The organism is Saccharothrix ecbatanensis (genome assembly GCF_014205015.1).
GTDB classification, from domain to species: Bacteria; Actinomycetota; Actinomycetes; order Mycobacteriales; family Pseudonocardiaceae; genus Actinosynnema; species Actinosynnema ecbatanense.
On record NZ_JACHMO010000001.1, the window covers coordinates 9524324 to 9540982 of the forward strand.

Sequence of the window (16659 nt, forward strand, 5' to 3'; positions counted from 1 at the left end):
TCGGGGTCTCCTCTCGATCGGGTCAGGTGATCAGCAGGCAGGTGGCCCAGCCCGTCGCGGGCTTAGTCACCGCTGCGAGGACGGCCAGCCCTACCCCTGAGGCGCCCTCCAGCAGACCGGGGTTGTCGGTGACGGGCTGGGCAATCGCGCGCATGAGCAGTTCGGTGGCCAGCGCGCGGAGTCGGGCCGCGACAGGTTCGTCGGCGTCGCTGGCGGCGCGAGTGGCGATGCGGGCGAGCCCGGCATAGCCGTGGCACAGCGAGGCATCGCCGATCAGCGCATCCTGCGTCGGGTCGGTCAGGGCACTGACCAAAGCATCTTCGGCGACACGGCGGCGAGCGGCGTCACCGACGGCCAGGGCGGCGAGGTGCAGGGAGCGTGCGATGCCCGCCGTCCCGTAGCACCAACTCGGGCGGCGGTTCGCCCCGCTGTGTTGAACTCTCGCAGGTCTGGAGCCGAGTTCGTCTCGGGTGATCAGGTAAGGCCAGCGGTACCCCGTGGCGGTGTCGATGCGCCAGGAGTCCAGCCACGCGCAGATCGTCTCGATCGCCTCGCGCTGCCCTGCCACGACGACTCCTCGATGGAGGCTCTGGGACAGCAGTGCCAGCGGTCCGCAGACGCCGTGGGCGAGCCCGAAGTTGCCGTGGCCGCCGGGGAAGTCGTCCTCGTCGCGACCGGTGGGTCCGGTGGGAGCCCACCATCCCGGCACCGTGCCCTCGTCGTTGGTGACCGGTTGCGTGAGCCGCACCAGGTAGTCCAGTACTGCCCGTAGGGCGGTGCCGCCGGGGTCGTGGTGCAGAAGGTAAGCCCCGACACCGGCCAATCCACGGATCCCGTCGAACTCGGCCATCAACGGCAGCATCCCGGCATCCATGCGGCTGTGCGCCGTATCGACGCGATCGTGGACATCTGCAGCGATCTTCCGGGTCAACGGCGTGAGTGCGGATCGATACGTGCCGGGGCGGACAGCGGCACCGGCCGCGAGGGCATGTGCGACGGCCGGGGCACCGTAGAACAGCCCCGTGCTCGCTCCGGTGGTGACCGGCTTCCCGGCGGCCACGGTCAGCCAGTCGTGGGCGCGGCGGAACGGCCGCAGCTCGGCTGCCGCCAGCTCGATGTGCAGCAGGGCGATGCCGGGGGCACCGTGTGCGAGGGATTGATGCCACCACGCCTGATCAGTGGGAAGGTCGGCGGCGTCGGGCTGGGCGTACCGGTCTGCGATTTCGACCGCGAACTCCATTGTGGTGTCCACGGCGAGGTCCGGGCTCATCGCGGCTCTCCTGTACGGGTGGTGAACGTCAGTGCCGCGACCCTGGCCAGGTACATGCACACCGCCTTGTCCTCGGCCTCGATGCCGCAGGCCCGCAGGAAGTGGGTGTGCAGCAACGAGCCCAGGGCGGCGTCCGGGTCGACACCGTCGGTGTCGGATGCGGCGAAGTGGGACCGGTAGGCGACCAGCGCCTGGGCCCGTGCCGCCCACGCCGCCACGATCGCCGCCCCACCCGGTGCGCCGCGTAGCGCCCGGAAGTCCTGGCGAGGGTCGGCCAGGCGCTGTGCCTCGGCAAAGACCGGTCGCGGGACCGTGGTGGGCGGCTTCGCCGGGACGTGGTCGATCAGCCACCGCATACCGGCGTCGACCTGCCTGGTGAACGCGACGGTGATCGCCGCGAAGTTCGCGGCGGCCAGGACATGGTGGTGCGGGCGCGCGGGCTGGGCGAGCTGGATGAGCACGGCGCGGGAGTCGGCGGTGAACACGGCCTCGGCGGCGGCCAGCGCCGCGCCCGAACCCCAGCGGCCGGTCTCCGGATAGGAAGTCGCGAAGGCGACCTCGCGCAGCAGGCCCTGCCGGCGCAGCCGGTCGGTCCAGGCGCTGATCCGGCCGGCGGCCTCGCCGAACGTCGCCGGTTCGGAGTTGGGCAGTGCGATCCGCAGCCGCAGGTAGTGCTCGCTGCCTTCCCGGAACCGCAGGAACCACCACTGCGGCTGGTCGCGGCCCCATTCAGCGAGCAGCGCGGGCAGGTGCTCGGCGAGCACGGTGTCCTGGCGCTGTGGGGCACCGTAGAGCTTGGCGAACAGCAGTGGGGACGCGCCAGGGGGCAGGCCGTGTTCGCGGGGCCGGACGATGCGTCGGGGCATCGGGAGTGGCGGTCGCGTCGTGGTCTGCGGCTGGCGGGCGGCCAGGGGCACGACGATCTCGTGGGCCCGGCCGTCGAACCATCCGGCGGCGTCCTCGGCGGGGCCTTCCTCCAGCACCGCGTGCGGGTTGGCGTTCAGGTGTTCGCGCAGAAGTACGCGGTGCACGTCCTGGTCGAGGTCCAGCGGCAGCCGCCAGTCCCCATCCACCAGGAGCACACGCCGCGGCAGGCGCCGACGGGTGCGCCAGTCGGCCAGTGCGGTGCCCCAGGTCGTCCAGTCGGTGTTCCGGCCGGGCAGGTCGCCGGCGGCGAGCCGCCACCGCGCCGCAGACAGCACCACGCGACCGGACCGCAGCCGGGGAAGAAACGGCAGTGTGGCCGCCGCGCCCCAATCGAAGTCGGTGACCTGCGCGCAGTGGGCGCGGGTGAGTTCGATCAGGAAACGGGCCAGCGGCGGGGTGTGCTTGCGGAGGTTGAGTGCGTGCGTTCCCCACGCCTCCACCCTCGCGCCGAGACCGGGGGCGGTGAGGTACAGGCGCTCGCTGTCGCAACTGAGGGCCAGGTCGTCGGCCGTCAACACCTCGGGCGAGGCGGTCACGCGGTATTCGGCGAGGCTGATCACGGTCGGCAGAACGCGGACGGTCCGGGTGACGTGTGCGGTGGCGGGGTCCAGCGGCGGGAACGACAGCTGCGCGGACAGCACACCGTCCGCGCACGGCGAGCCGAGGAGCGGTGCGGTCAACACCTGGCGATCGTGTTGGTCGAGCAGGTGCAGGAAGCGGCCGACGACGACTCCGGCGGACCGGGAGACCGACGTGACCGTGAGCCCGAACTCCCCGTCCTTTAGGGCGGCCAGGCTGGGAGAGTCGATGCGGGCACACAGATCCAGATGGGCGGGCAGTCGCACCGGGCGAGTAGCTGCTTGGTCCAACTCGGCGATCAACGCCTCGTGGAGGAGCACTTCGTGCCGCCCGTCCAACGCTGCAACTTGCGCCAACGCCAGCAGCCTCTCGTCGCGGGCTGTGCGCTGTGGGCGGGAATCAGGCCGGGAGGTGCCGGGGTAGCCGTCGGGCCAGCCGATACCGCTGTCCGCGACGACCTCCAGCAGCGGCACCTGCGCGCCGGTACCGAACCGCTGATAGAAGCGCCGGTGGTAGTCCGCCCAGACCGCTGTGCCGTCGGGGTGAGGCGTCAAGCGTGCCAGCAACAGCGCGGCGCGCTCGGCTTCGCGAGCGACCGCCTGGGTGAGCACGACGTCCGCATCCAGCCGCAGGTCGACTGCGACGGGGTGTCGTCGTGAAGGAGCCAGATACTTCATTCGGCCGGCGGCCGCGGCACGCAGCGTGCGGCGGGCGTCCGCGAGGCCGTGTTGGTGCCGCTGCAACAGCACGTCGATCTCGTTCAGCGCCGTGGACTGCTCGGCGGCGGCCTCGCCGACCGCCTTCAGCTCCCGCAGCAGGTGCCCCAAGGCATACGGCTCGGTACTGGGCGCGTGGAGGCTGGTGATGAGCGCTTGGTGATTGACCAGCGTGGTGAGCAGGCCGGCCACGTTGCCGTCGGAGGCGTGAGGGAACTTGGTCTGGATCTTCGTGCGCAAGTCTTCGAAGCGAATCGGTTCCCGTGCGGCATCCACCGCCGCACGCACCGGGCCGGTGTAGCGGAGCGCGACCTCGACCGCACCGGTACCCAGGTTGTTCGTGTTCGGTTGGTACGGCAGGACAAGACGCTCGCCCCGTACCATCAGCGTGCTGTTGGCGACTACGAGCAATCGCCCCAGGATTGCGGGCTGACCTTCAAGTCGAACGATGACCTGGGCCAGCCATCCGGCTTCGGCCCCGGCCACAACCCGATGAGCGCCACCCCAGCGGTGCGACGGGCGCGAGGCGAACCGGGCCACGGCCACCCCGGCGAACAAGCCGTTGGGAGTCGGACGGCCAATCAGCCGCGCTACGTAGCGCATCACGGACAGAGCCGCGCGCCGCGCCTCACGCTCGCCGGGGACCTCTGCGGCAAGTAGGCCCTGGAGGCGCTCCGCCAGCACGGGACTGGCATGGCTGATGGCGTCGCGAGCCGCTTCGATTCCCCACACCTGGCGTAGCCAGTCGACCCACCCGGCTACAGCGTCGGATCCTGTCGTTGCCAGCGCGGGCCACGGCGGGAGTTGCAGGTCACCTCCGGCGACGGCTCGAACCAACGCACCACCTGCGGCTTGGAAGCCGATGCGGTTGGGCAGGACCGATGTCACCGGGCACCTTTCGGAAAGCGACGGGCCGAGATCGGACGCCAGCCCACGCAGGCGGGCGTCCGATCGCTGCTGATGATCAGGCGGCAGTGATGCAGGTCGACTTTTCGCATGTCGTGCCGCATCCGTCATCCGTCATGTTGATCAAATGCGCAGGGTCCACCACCTCGACCAGCGTGATGTCGAGGTCGAACTCCGAGTCCGCCTCGACCCCCGCGGCTCCCGCGGCCCGCGCGATCGGCGCTGAAGCCAACCGCTCCATCTGAACCGTCACAGATCCTCCTTCGTTTGTTGCACGTCCCGAGACCTCGCGTGTCGGCTACGACTTGTCCGCCCGATTGGGCGGACGAGCCAGCCTGAACGCGGTGCATCGAACGCCCACCGGCATGTCCGCGAACGGGAATTCCCCATGGAAGTGCAGGGAGGTTTCGCTCCGCGCGCATCTCCAGCGGCGCGTTCTGGTGAACGGCGCTTCCAGGTACTCGGGCTGCGGCCGGAGGCGGCAGTTCGCCCGGAACGCAGCGACCTCAGTCAACTACTGGTGCTCAACGACAACCAGAGCGGACGCGGGGCGGCAATGAGGCGGAAGCGAGGCGTCACTATCGTTGAACTGCGAAAAGTTCTCTTGTGGGGTAGTAACCCGAACAGGCACAGCTCACCGAGCGGGTGATCAGCCTTGACTTGCGGTTGGTTGTCATGGCAACGGAACGACGGTGAGGACCGCAATGCCCGGATCGCCGTGTTCGCACGGGGCCGGGATGCCGATTCGGCGTTACCCTGCGGCTCGTAGGGGTGTTTCCGGGCTACTGCGCGTCTCGCAAGCCTGTTGCGGATGGGGCGACGGGCCGGTCTCGGCGGAGAGCCAGTGGACAGCGGGGGCGAGTGTTGAAAGCAGTGTCGCGGCCTGCGGGGTGAGTTCGTAGACGGTGGACTTCGGGAATCGGGCGGGTTCCTCGTGTCGGGTGACGAGGTTCTTGTCCTCCATGCGGCGCAGGGTTCTGCCGAGGATGCTGTCGTGCAGCCAGCGGTCGGTGTCTGGTTGTCCGAGGGTGGTGTCGTGGATGGTGGAGAGGATTTCGGTGAAGTGTCGGGGGCCGTTGGCGAGTGCGGCGAGGATGGCCGGTACCCATTCGCCTTTGAGCAGGTGGATCACTTCGTACAGGCCCTGCCAGTAGGACGGCTCCTGCGTTGCTACGACCGATGTGGTTGACGGTTGTCCGTCCGGGGCGTCGGCTTGCGACGGCGTGGTGGGTGTGAGGCGGGACGTGTGGTGGTGGTCGGGATCAAAGGGCCGGCCCGCTGTCCGGATGGTGGCGCGGCCGGCGCGTTTGGCGTCCCGCAAGGCGGTGTCGGCGTCGAGCAGCATGGACTCCGGGTTGTCTCCGCTCGGCCGGTCGACGGCGATGCCGATGGACGCGGTCAGGCTGTGGAGGGCGGCCGTCGCGCCGGGAGCGGTCTTGACGTCGAGGCAGATGGCCGAGACGCCCGTGCTGATCCGTCGCGCGACAGCGAGTGCTTGGTCGATGTCGGCGCCGGGGAGCAGGACGATGAACTCGTCGCCGCCGAATCGCCCGACGAGGTCGGCCTCCCTGACGGCGGTACGCAGCACGTGTGCGGTCGCGCGTAGGACGGCGTCGCCGGCCGGGTGGCCGATGTCGTCGTTGATGTGTTTGAAGTGGTCGAGGTCCACGATGAGCAGGGCGGCCGACTGGTGGTGGCGCCGGGCGTGATCCAGGACGTGCGGGGCGTGGAGGTCCCAGCCCCAGCGGTCCAGGAGGCCGGTCAACCGGTCCTTTGCCCAGCTTCCCTCGGGCTGTCCGCAGGTTCCACACCGTCGAGGCGGTGGTGGAGAGGGCCATGAGGTGGCTGGTGTCGGTGCTGTCGTCATCGCGATGCCCCCGAACTGCTTGTACTCGAACGCTGAAGTCCCTGTATCACTCTTCAGGGCGGTTGAAGCCGAGTACCGGCGACTCTAGGCTGGTAGGAGCAGTTCATCAACCGGTATGAACCCGATCGGGCGAACTGCTTCAATCCGGTACAAGGACCGGATGGAGGTAGGCGTTATGGACTACACGGCATGGCCGTCGTTCGCTGCGGTCTTGGACCGCCTGTGCACGATGCCGCGGTCCGCCACGGGCCGCCCGTACTCGAACGTGGAGCTCGGTCAGGCCATCGGCGTCACCCACAGTTACGTCGCACAGTTGCGCAAAGGGCTGCGCGAGCCCACGTTGGCGACGGTCCTGGCCGTGGCCGAGGCGTTGGACGTGCATCCCGCGTTCTTCGTCGGAGGCCGGCGGGATCGGACGGCAGATCTGCCGGGCCGGCCGTTCGCGGTCAAGCTGAACCGCCTGTTCACCCTTGTGCACCCGCCGGGCCAGGGTGAGATGACGCCCGAAGCCGTCGCCGCGGCGGTGCGCCGGCGAGCGGAGGAGTCGGGCGACACAGGGTGGACGATCGCGCCGAACACCATCCGCGATCTGCGCAGCGGCAAGAACTCCAACCCCAAGCTCAAGCACGTGGTGGCGCTCGCGATGGCTTTCGGTGCGGAGCCTGCGTACTTCTTCGACGAGGAGCTGGCCGCGCAGGTCGAGGAGCAGTTGGAGACCCATCGGGTGATGGACAGCCTGGGGGTCAACGAGGTCATCCTGAGGGCTACCGCGACATCGCCGTCGTCGGAGGTTCGCACGAAGGCGTTGCTGGCGTTGGTCCGCGCGTTGCGGCCCGAGGTCGAGCACGAGGAAGTGCGGCGCCTCCTGGAACGGCCCGACCATGAGCCGCCGGTTCTCGACGACGCCGGACCCGAGGTGATCGATGATGAAGCGGCCGACTGATGCCCGTGTACGCGCTGTGGCGCCGCACGAGGACACCCGGAGGTGGCGGTGGTGACGCGATGAAAACGCGGCAACTGCGGGCCTTGCGCGACGAGCTGATCAGCGACATGGATCTCGCGCCGTCGGCGACAACCGAGACGGTGTGCGTCCGGTTGTGCGAGGTCATGGCGCAACGGATGCAGCGGGAGATCCGGCTGCGCTTCGACGACCTCGGGGCCGGGCTCAGCGGTCTGTGGGCCGTCACCGACGACGACGTCCACGTCATCGTCGTGACCACCGCCCGCAGCTGGGTGCACCGACTGCTGATCCTGTTGCACGAGATCGGCCACATGCTCTGCGGCCACCGGCCGATGCAGCTCGACGCAGACGAAGCCCGCGCCCTGTTCTACCCGAACCTGTCGCCGACCATGCTGCGCATGATCGCCGGCCGCACCACCCTGTCCCGTGCGGAGGAACGCGAGGCCGACCAGGTCGCTGGCGCGCTCACCCAAGGCTTGATCGACTGGACCCGCCGGCAGGAGGCCCGACCGTTCGAACCCGGCCGGGACGATCCGGCCGTCCGCGCCTGGTACACCCTGGGCTACACGCCACCGCGAGGCCACAGTGGCTGACCTGATCTTCCTTCCCGCGGCGGTCGGGATCGCGCTGCTGGGCCTGTACAAGTACCGCGCCCTGCGCCACGCCCCTGCTGAACGCAAGGCCACGATCCGCACGGTGTGCCTGTCCTGCGTGTTCGCCGCGCCGTCGGTACTGCTTGGCGCACCCACCGTCGGCATCGCCCTGGATCGCGTCACCGGAGTCAACAGCCTGTCCGTGCTCCTGGGCTTCGCCTTCGCGCTGGGGTTCGTGTGCTCGATCCAGGTCATGCTCGTCTACTGGTCGCACCCGCCCGCGCGAGCGTGGCGGACATCGCGATGGCTCGTACTGACCTACAGCGCGATCGTGGCCGCGATCTTCGTCCTGTTCGCCCTCGGACAGCGCCCCGAGGAACACCATCACGACTTCGCCGCCGCCTACGCCACCGCGCCCTACCTCGCACCGCTGCTGATCCTGCACTTCCTGGCCTACGTGGTCGGCCTGGCCAACGTGGTCCGCCTGTGCTGGCGGTGGTCCCTCGACCCCCGCACCGGCGATCGTCCCTGGCTGCGCCGCGGACTGCGCATCACCGCGATCGGCATCCTGTTCCCGGTCGCCTACGGCAGCATCACCCTCGTCGCCGTCATCGGCAGCTGGTTCGGCGCCGAACTGGACGTCTGGAGCAGTCAGGTCGCGCCCGCGGTCGCGATTCTCGGCGTGCCGTTGGTGATCGTCGGCAACTGCATCGCCGCCTGGGGGACGGGCCTGACATTGCTGTGGGACCGGATCACCCACTTCACCGGCGATCTCCGCGACTACCGCAGGCTGGCGGTGCTGTGGCGGGCGCTGCGCTGCGTCGAGCCGGAGATGGTGCACGAACCCGCGTCGTTGGCCAACCGGATAAGCCCGCGTTCCCGTCTGTTCTGGCGCGTCATCGAGATCAACGACTGGCTGCACCAGCTACCCGCCTACCGTGATCCCGACGTGGCGACAGCCGCACGTGCGCACGCGAACCAGGCACGGTTGGGCGAACAGGAAACCCTTGCGCTGGTGGAAGCCGCACAGCTCAAGGCCGCACTGCGAGCCCGAGCCCAGGGCAGCAGGACGAAGGTCACCGCCGGCGCCCACCATCCCGACACAGCGGCCGACGCCGGGCTCGCCTTCGCCGGTGAACGCCAACGACTGGTCCTCATCGCCCGCGCCTTCAACAATCCCTTGAGCAACGCGGTTCTCGACGACACCGGCCGCACCGGCTAGCCCACCGATCGTGCCGCCGCGTGCGGTCACCCTCCGGAAAGGACACTTCCATTGCCCACCGGACATCGCACACGTGCCGTCGTCCTGGGCGGTGGACTGGCTGGCACGCTCGCCGCCTCCGTGCTGGCCCGTCACACCGACTCGGTCACCATCGTCGAACGCGACCGTCTGCCCGACGGCCCCGCGGACCGCAAGGGCACACCACAAGCGCGGCACACCCATGTCCTGGTCTCCGGCGGTGCCCGCGCGCTCGATCAACTCCTGCCCGGCACCACCCAGGCGTTACTCGACCACGGCGCCCAGTACATCGGCACGCCGAACCGACTGCTCGTCCTGATGTCGCGGGGTTGGTTGGGACGCTTCGAGGAGATGCAGTTCATCATCGGTTGCAGTCGTCCCTTGTTGGACTGGGTGATTCGTCGCCGTGTGTTCACTGAGGACCGCATCACCGTCCGGCAGGCCACCGACGCAGTCGGACTGCTCGGAGACGGCCACCGCGTCACCGGGGTCCGGGTGCGTGACCGGCAGACCGGCCGAACCAGCCACATCGAAGCCGACTTCGTCGTCGACGCAACAGGCCAGGGCTCCGACGCCGGCACCTGGCTCACTGACCTGGGACTGCCCGCACCTGCCGAACAACACATCGACCCGCAGGTCTTCTACAGCAGCCGCATCTACCAGGCACCGTCCACGGCCGGAGACGACTTCCCCGAAATCAACATCATGTCCGATCCGACCCGCACCGACTACGTCAAAGCCGGAGTGCTGGTCCCCATCGAGAACAGACAGTGGATCGTCACCCTCGTCGGCAGCCGCGACCACCAACCTCCCACCGACGAAACAGGCTTCGCCGGCTATGCCCGAAGCCTGCGCCACCCCGTCATCGCGGACCTCATCGACACCGCAAAACCTCTCACCCCGCCCCGCGGCTTCCGCATCCCAGGCAACCGACGCCGCCACTTCGACCTCGCCACCTGGCCTCAAGGCTTCGTCGTCCTCGGCGACGCCGCCTGCACCTTCAACCCCATCTACGGCCACGGCATGGCCATCGCCGCCCGCAGCGCCCTCGCGCTCGACACTGGCCTACGCCGTTACGGCCCGCACGATGACACCGGCCGGATCCAGCGCGACATCGTCCACACCGCCGACGTCGCATGGGACATGGCCACCCGCCAAGACCTCCGCTACCCCACCACCATCGGTCCCAGTCCCGGCGCACTGGCCCGTCTGCAACAACGCTTCCTCGACCGACTCGCCTGGGCTGCCACCGGCAGCCGCACCGTCGCTGCTGCGCAACTTGACGTCTACACCCTCTCTGAACCGCCCAGTCGACTGCTCGCACCGTCCGTCATCCTGGGCATCCTCCTCGGGCCACGCCAACCAGCCCGTACCGAGCCACCCCTTACCTCCGACGAACAACCCGCTCTACCGACTCCAAGCGACTGAGGGAGCAGCTCAGCGGGCCATCCCGACCGATGACTCTTCCAGCCACGGTGCGTGATGCGGAGGTGGGGTAACACCGATGATTCAGGATGCACCCCACGGGTAGAACTCGCTGTGGCGATCGAACGCCTCGTTCAGGTCCGCGTCCGAGGCACCGTCATCGATCAACACCGAGCAGACGTCCGCGATTCCAGCCACGTCCAGCACCGAGAACATGGCGTGGGCGACGGTGGCGTAGATGTGATTCGGTAGATCAGCGGGCAGCTTGAACCGCAGTTCGCGGTGATCCATGTGTCCCAAGCTTGGCCGTTGGCCAGTGGCCAAGCAATCCCCTGAAGGACTTCTGGTCACTGTCACGACGGGCGATGGTCTGGTGGGGGCGTCGCCGGGATCGCTTCCGACGTGTTGACTACTTCGAAGAGGTCTTCAAAGGTGACCGGGGTAAACGCGGCGAGGGCACCGGCGATGAACGCCGAGCCGGGTTGCAGCTCACCAGCCAGGACCCGACTTACGGTGGAGCGGTTCACGCCCATTGCCTTGGCGAGCGCATACTCCGAGCGGAATTTGGTGCGGCGCAGGAAGGTGAACACTCCCGTCCGGAGTCTGACCCGGTAAAGCATCGTCGTCATACCTCCGACATTGCCGCCTCGACGGAGGTGCCGCTGCGGTGCTTCACCGCGACGTTGCCGCGCACCGAGGCATGGGCGTTCCGTCGGGTTCCCGCCGTGCTCGCCGTGCGCGATGTGGTCGTCGGCCGGCGGGGGAAGGGCGGGATCCCCTCGACGGCCCGCCACGCGGCGTCGCAAGCGGAGCAGGTGGGCCAGCACCATTCTTCCCTCGTGGCTGGAGTGGCGGGGATGGTCAGTTTCTCGTCGCAGAGGGTGGTGGTCGTTTCGTTGTCCCGGGCCTCCGCGTTGACAGCATGCCGACGGCGGTCGTATGGCAGCCAGCGAAACGGGCGCAGGGGTGGCATCAGCGTGACTTCCGGTCGTAGGAATCGGCCCAGCGTGCGATCACGTCGTGGGATTTGGCAGCGGACAGGGCCAATGCGGCGAGGTGGCGCATCTTGGCCTGGTAGCGGGCCACCGCGCTCGGGTGGTCGTGGAACACAGTCGCAGCGTCGGTTTCGGTGTAGGCCAGAGGTTTGGTGGGCGGCGCGAAGGTGAGCAGCGCGGCGGAGCTCTGGAGGGCGGCGTGGGGCTGTGCCGTCATCGGGATGACACGCGGGGTGATGTGCGGCCATCCGCACATCAAGGTCAAGTGCAACAGTTGGTCGCGCATGACCTCCGGTCCTCCGGTCATCATGCGCAACGCTGCCTCGTGCGTATAGAGAACCGTGTCGGCGCCCGCAGCGCGGCGGCGCTGGATCTCCCGTCGGAAGACTCGGGCCTTGGCGAGGTCGCGGTCACCGGTGAGGGCGTATGCGTAGTCTTCGGTCTGGGCCAGAGCCGGGATGGCGAGGGGTTCGTAGGCGATGATCGATCGCGCCGCCTGTTCGTGCAGGGTCAAGGCAGCCAACGTGTCCGGGATACCGTTGTGCGGACGGAGAAAGCTTCCTGTGTCCGGTTCACTGGCAATGATCAGGATCCGGTCGCGGGTGGGTTTGTCCGCGCCGAGCCTGCCGATCAAGGTGCCGATTTCCCACGCGCTGGTGCCCCTGGTGCCGGTCTCCAGCTTGGAAAGCTTGCCGAGCGACCAACCCATGGCTTCCGCGACCGATCCGGACGACATCGCCGCCCGGTGCCGGGTTCGCCGCAGTTCTTCGCCGAGTTCACGGCTGTGAGCGGTGCTCAACCTCGGCGTGCCGGTGTCCTTCTCCGTCTTCTCGTCGGTCTGCATCGACATCCCTCGTGAGATTCGTGGTGGATGCGGCCGGTGCGGGGGCATGAGGGGTGCGCCCGCACCGGCCGCACATGTCCGGCCGGGTGTGCGGACCCGGTCGGTTGTCCGTGGATCGGGGTTCAGTGCTCGCAGCGGCCGCTATGTCGCATGTGAATGCTCTGGACAGATGTGGGTGTCATGCCGGCGTCGGCCACCAAGCGTTGCTTTCGGCGAAGGCACCGGTTCGCAGTAGGTTTGCGATCGCTGCGGGCCGCAGGTCGACGATGCCGAGGTCGGCATCGTCGACCCAGCGCAGTTCCCGTTCGGGGGCGGTAACTGAGGCAGGCTCGGCCAGAGTCACGTCGAAGAGCAGCGTCACTTCGTAGACCGACTGGCCGTCCGGGTGGGTCTGCACGCGATGCTCCACGGCGGCGCAGAAGTCCAGGCGGTCGATGCCGGTGTCGACGTGTTCACCGAGCGCCCGGCGCAGAGCGTCATCCACGGTTTCACCGGGGCGCACGACGGTGCCCGGCAGTTGGTACGACGAGCCGTGCCGGTCGCGGACAAGAAGGATGTGATCACCACGTCCAACAAGGCCGTATGCCGTGAGAAGTGGACCGAGGGCTGAGGCGACGTCGTGGTTCATGGTCTGCTTTCCGGTGGGGAACGGACTACCGCTTCCGGTCCACAGTGGACGCCGACTGACTACCGGATCGCGCCCAGGACCGGGTTCAGTCAACGATGGCCACCGGAACCACACCAGAGCGGCTATGGAACGCGGACGGGACGTTGATCGGGCGACGCGTACACCTACCTGCTCGTTTCAAGCCGATCCAGGAAGGGCACGTCAACCATTCGGGTATGCGGGTCCGCACGCCGTTACCGCGCTGCGCAGTTGACGAAGATGACTTTTCGCGGTGTTTTTCGCTACGGACTGTGATGGGTGCGGTTCGGATGCTGGACGTCGCTGCTGCATGTCGGAATGCCCGGGTCGGTGACAGTGGGTCTCACACCATTCATGGTGATCGACCTCGACCAGGGCGCGTAGAGGGCGAGAACGAGGCGGCAAAGAGGCGTCAAGCCTCTGACCTGCACAAATATCTTCTGCGGGGCATAGCCCGAACGGGTAGCGCTTGCCGAGTGGGTGATGGGACTTGACCTGTAGCCGGCTATCGTGGCAGTGACCGATGGTGAGGTGACGTTCATGGGTGACCGGCGGGAGAAGTTCGCGGCTCGGCGTGAGCTGATGGGGTTCACCCAGGAGACGCTCGCGGCTGTCGTCGGTGTGGAGTTCTCCACCGTGGGCCGATGGGAACGTGGTGATCTCACACCGCAGCCGTACCGGAGGCCGCGCATCGCGAAGGCGCTCGGCCTCACACTTGAAGAACTCGGTACGTTGCTCGCACCCCCGAGGCAGAACAGCGCTCCGCCCTCGATCGCCGCCACTGCCGCGACCACGGACGTTGAAGATCACGCAGGAGCACACCTCGCTCCCCGCACCGCCATCCCTGTCCAGTCGGCCCCTGCGGAGACAGACGACATGAACCGTCGCGACCTGCTGCGCCTGTTCAGCATGACCGGCACCTTGCTCGCATTGCCCGCACTCGAAACCGTCATCGACCCGGAGCGACTTGGTTCGGTTGGCCGACCTGGTGGACTGGATGTCGCGGCCGTCGCAGAGTTCGAGCAGATCAACAGCCACTTGTGGGGCGTGTACGCGCTTGCCTCAACCAAGAGCCAGGTACTGCCCTTGGTCCGAAGTCAGCTCGACGTCCTCTCCGAAGGCTTGCGCCGACCGCAGATGCCTGCCATCCGGCAGCGACTGTGCGGAGTCGCGGCCGACCTTTTCCAGCTCGCCGGCGAGATCTCGTTCGACAGCGACCGCTATACCGACGCCGCACACAGCTACACACTTGCCGCGACGGCAGCCAAGGAGGCAAGCGCGTTCGACCTCTGGTCGTGTGCCCTCACTCGGCACGCGTTCATCGCCGTCTACGAGCGCCAGTTCAAGGACGCCGCGCCGATGCTCGATCTGGCTGCCGACCTTGCTCGTCGGGGTGACCTCACGCTTTCGACCCGTCATTGGGTGGCAGCCGTGCAGGCCGAGACGTTCGCCGGTCTCGGGCAGTTCGATGCCTGCCGGCGCGCACTTGAAACCGCGGGCGAGGTCCAGCAGTTGCAAGGCCAGGTGCACAACGGCGGATGGCTGCGGTTCGACGGCTCCCGGCTGGCTGAGGAACGCGGCACTTGTTACGTGACGCTCGGCCGTCCCGAACTCGCCGAGACGGCTTTGACCGACGCCTTGGCCGGAGAGCTGACCGTCCGGCGGAAAGCAGCGGTGCTGACGGACCTGGCGATGGTCGGTGTGCACCGACGCGACCCCGACCAAGTTGCCACATACGCCGAGGCCGCACTCGCGACTGCCCGCCACACCGCGTCCGGTGTGGTCGTGCGCAAGCTGCGCGGCCTGCAACCCCATCTGGCCTCATTGCTCCACCACGAGCAGATCCAACGGCTCGACGTCGAGATCACCACCATGGTCGGCGATCACGCCGCCTGACGAAGGAGAACAAGTGCACGACGAACGAGGCCGCGTGTTCCGCGAAGCGTGGATCGCCGGCGTCACCGAACACTTCCCCGGCGAGCCCAAGCCGGGCTACATCACCCCATGGGCCGACACCCCGGCATGGGAGCGCGACGCCGCGACCGCCGTGTACGACCAGGTCTGCACCTTCCTCAAGGCGACCGACGGCGCCGCGACCAAACTCAGCCGCGATCAGAAGAGCAGGTTCGTTGCCCTGTGCTGGATCGGCCAGATCTTCAAGCACTTCCCCGAACCGAAGCCGTCCTACGTCGCCGACTGGGACGAGCTCCCCGACTGGCAGAAGGCAACGGACGCCGACATCTTCGAGCGCATCGAACGAGACATCTAGCCGGCGCACCACTGGAACAGCTTGATTCACAGAGCAATCGTGGTTCAACACTGAAAGTCCGTCGATAGAGTGAGTGGGGTTGGGGGACGTGGGCAGCAGGCGTGAAGCGTTCGTGGCCCGTCGTGAGGCGATGGGGTTCACTCAGGAAGGACTCGCAGCGGCCGTCGGTGTGGAGTTCTCCACGGTGGGCAGGTGGGAGCGGGGCACCCTGACCCCCATGCCGTCGCGTAGGCGCAAGATCGCGAAAGCGCTCGACATCTCGCTCGACGAATTGGACACCTTGCTCGGGCATCGGCCTGCTCAAGGCGTGCCGAGCCACCCAGTACAGAGCACGGCCCAAATGCCTTCGACACCACCCGCGACTACGGCGATCTGTCCGACAGGGCAGGCGTCTGGTTCCCTGGTGATGGAGGCGTACGACGCGACCGCGCGTGTCGATGTGGGCGCGAGCCCAGCCGAGTTTCTCCGACCGTTGACCTTGGACGTGCAGCCTCCGCGACGTATCGGCCGTAACGAGGTCGAGCAGGTGAAGTGGATGACGGGCACGCTGGCGGCCAGCGAGAACCTGTACGGCGGCGGTATGGCCGGTGACGCAGGAGTCGCACACCTGCGATGGGCCTGCCGCTTGCTGGACACGAAGGCCGCCGACGCAGTCCGCTCGGCGATGTTCGAGGCGGTCGGAAACCTGGCCGGCGTAGTTGCTTTCTCGGCCTTCGACGTCGGTGATCACGAAGCCGCAGCGCGCTGCTTCCGTTTCGGCCTGTGGTGTGCCGAGCAAGGCGGCTCGTGGGAACTCCGCGCCGCGACGTTGGCGGACATGGCTCGTCAAGCCATCTACGTGGGCAAGCTGGACGAAGCGCTGTCGTTGATCGAGTTCGCCCAGGTCCGGGCCGACCGGCTGACCGCCACAGCGAGGGCCATGATCGGCATCATCCGCGCCCGGTTGCTGGCTATTCTGGGCCGTCACGACGAGGCACGAGCCGAAGTGGACCGCGCGGACATGCACTTTGCCGAGCGCCAGGCGGCGACTGACCCGCCCTGGCTCTCGTACTACGACGAGGCCGAACACGCGGGCAGCAGCGCGCGTGCACTGACTCCACTTGCGGTGGCTCAGAAACGGCCTGGAGAGGCTGCTGAACGCCTCGCAACGGCGATCCGCTTGCACAGCGACGCCTACCCGCGCTCTCGGGCGTTCTCCCGCACACGGCTGGCCACGTTGCATATGACCATCGGCGACCCGAGGGAAGGCTTCCAGATAGGACACCAGGCAGTCGTCGAGGCAACTGTGCTGCACTCGCGTCGCATGGACGAGGAACTGCACAAGCTGGCGCGCGCGACTGAACGGCACCTGTCGATCCCAGAGGTCGCGGATCTCTCGCACTTTCTGGCATCGGCCACAAGCGATGTCTGATGTAGACGCC

At 67.9% G+C, this 16659-nt stretch carries 16 protein-coding genes; 7 read left to right on the forward strand and 9 right to left on the reverse strand.

Annotation, left to right across the window (positions count from 1 at the left end; translation table 11 throughout):
* Positions 1–22: 22 nt before the first annotated feature.
* The 4 genes from F4560_RS42640 to F4560_RS42655 all read right to left on the reverse strand — a co-directional run bounded on the left by F4560_RS42640 (position 23) and on the right by F4560_RS42655 (position 6163).
* Complete coding sequence (locus F4560_RS42640) at positions 23–1270, reverse strand: lanthionine synthetase C family protein (protein WP_184928685.1); 1248 nt, start codon at positions 1268–1270, stop codon at positions 23–25.
* Entirely contained in the window at positions 1267–4380 is a 3114-nt protein-coding gene (locus F4560_RS42645) for a lantibiotic dehydratase (RefSeq protein WP_312869815.1), read from the reverse strand. The genes F4560_RS42640 and F4560_RS42645 overlap by 4 nt, the downstream gene beginning before the upstream one ends.
* Positions 4381–4456: 76 nt before the next feature.
* Entirely contained in the window at positions 4457–4651 is a 195-nt protein-coding gene (locus F4560_RS42650; protein WP_184928687.1) for an FxLD family lanthipeptide, read from the reverse strand.
* A gap of 498 nt (positions 4652–5149) precedes the next feature.
* On the reverse strand, positions 5150–6163 hold the full coding sequence (locus F4560_RS42655) for a diguanylate cyclase (protein WP_184928688.1): 1014 nt from the start codon (positions 6161–6163) through the stop codon (positions 5150–5152).
* Positions 6164–6440: 277 nt separating this feature from the next.
* Here F4560_RS42655 and F4560_RS42660 point away from each other — a divergent pair, with 277 nt between their 5' ends.
* Genes F4560_RS42660 through F4560_RS42675 form a run of 4 tightly spaced genes read left to right on the forward strand, consistent with a single transcriptional unit; the run spans position 6441 to position 10487 of the window.
* Positions 6441–7208: a helix-turn-helix domain-containing protein gene (locus tag F4560_RS42660; protein WP_184928689.1), complete on the forward strand. Its 768-nt coding sequence runs from the start codon at positions 6441–6443 to the stop codon at positions 7206–7208.
* A gap of 59 nt (positions 7209–7267) precedes the next feature.
* Positions 7268–7819 carry an ImmA/IrrE family metallo-endopeptidase gene (locus F4560_RS42665; RefSeq protein WP_184928690.1) on the forward strand — a complete coding sequence of 184 codons (552 nt, stop codon included), beginning with the start codon at positions 7268–7270 and terminating at the stop codon, positions 7817–7819.
* Positions 7812–9041, forward strand: a complete 1230-nt coding sequence (locus F4560_RS42670; protein ID WP_184928691.1) for an MAB_1171c family putative transporter — start codon at positions 7812–7814, stop codon at positions 9039–9041. The genes F4560_RS42665 and F4560_RS42670 overlap by 8 nt, the downstream gene beginning before the upstream one ends.
* 51 nt (positions 9042–9092) lie before the next feature.
* Entirely contained in the window at positions 9093–10487 is a 1395-nt protein-coding gene (locus F4560_RS42675; protein WP_184928692.1) for an NAD(P)/FAD-dependent oxidoreductase, read from the forward strand.
* An 81-nt stretch (positions 10488–10568) separates the two neighbouring features.
* Here the strand turns inward: F4560_RS42675 and F4560_RS42680 are convergent, their stop codons facing one another.
* From F4560_RS42680 to F4560_RS42700, 5 genes are all read right to left on the reverse strand, one after another.
* Positions 10569–10775 (reverse strand): hypothetical protein, encoded by a 207-nt coding sequence (locus F4560_RS42680; RefSeq protein ID WP_184928693.1) that lies wholly within the window; start codon positions 10773–10775, stop codon positions 10569–10571.
* Between the two features lie 62 nt (positions 10776–10837).
* Positions 10838–11113, reverse strand: a complete 276-nt coding sequence (locus F4560_RS42685; protein ID WP_376775402.1) for a transcriptional regulator — start codon at positions 11111–11113, stop codon at positions 10838–10840.
* Positions 11110–11457: an HC3 family zinc finger protein gene (locus F4560_RS42690; protein ID WP_184928694.1), complete on the reverse strand. Its 348-nt coding sequence runs from the start codon at positions 11455–11457 to the stop codon at positions 11110–11112. The genes F4560_RS42685 and F4560_RS42690 overlap by 4 nt, the downstream gene beginning before the upstream one ends.
* Entirely contained in the window at positions 11457–12323 is an 867-nt protein-coding gene (locus tag F4560_RS42695; protein WP_184928695.1) for a helix-turn-helix domain-containing protein, read from the reverse strand. The genes F4560_RS42690 and F4560_RS42695 overlap by 1 nt, the downstream gene beginning before the upstream one ends.
* Before the next feature lie 178 nt (positions 12324–12501).
* Positions 12502–12951 (reverse strand): NUDIX domain-containing protein, encoded by a 450-nt coding sequence (locus tag F4560_RS42700; protein WP_184928696.1) that lies wholly within the window; start codon positions 12949–12951, stop codon positions 12502–12504.
* A gap of 528 nt (positions 12952–13479) precedes the next feature.
* On the opposite strand from F4560_RS42700, the gene F4560_RS42705 reads away from it, so the two are divergent.
* The 3 genes from F4560_RS42705 to F4560_RS42715 all read left to right on the forward strand — a co-directional run bounded on the left by F4560_RS42705 (position 13480) and on the right by F4560_RS42715 (position 16649).
* Positions 13480–14865, forward strand: coding sequence for a helix-turn-helix domain-containing protein (locus tag F4560_RS42705; protein WP_312869816.1), 1386 nt, complete (start codon positions 13480–13482; stop codon positions 14863–14865).
* 13 nt (positions 14866–14878) lie between these two features.
* Positions 14879–15238, forward strand: a complete 360-nt coding sequence (locus tag F4560_RS42710; RefSeq protein ID WP_184928697.1) for a hypothetical protein — start codon at positions 14879–14881, stop codon at positions 15236–15238.
* A gap of 88 nt (positions 15239–15326) precedes the next feature.
* Positions 15327–16649, forward strand: coding sequence for a helix-turn-helix domain-containing protein (locus F4560_RS42715; protein WP_312869817.1), 1323 nt, complete (start codon positions 15327–15329; stop codon positions 16647–16649).
* Positions 16650–16659 lie beyond the last annotated feature (10 nt).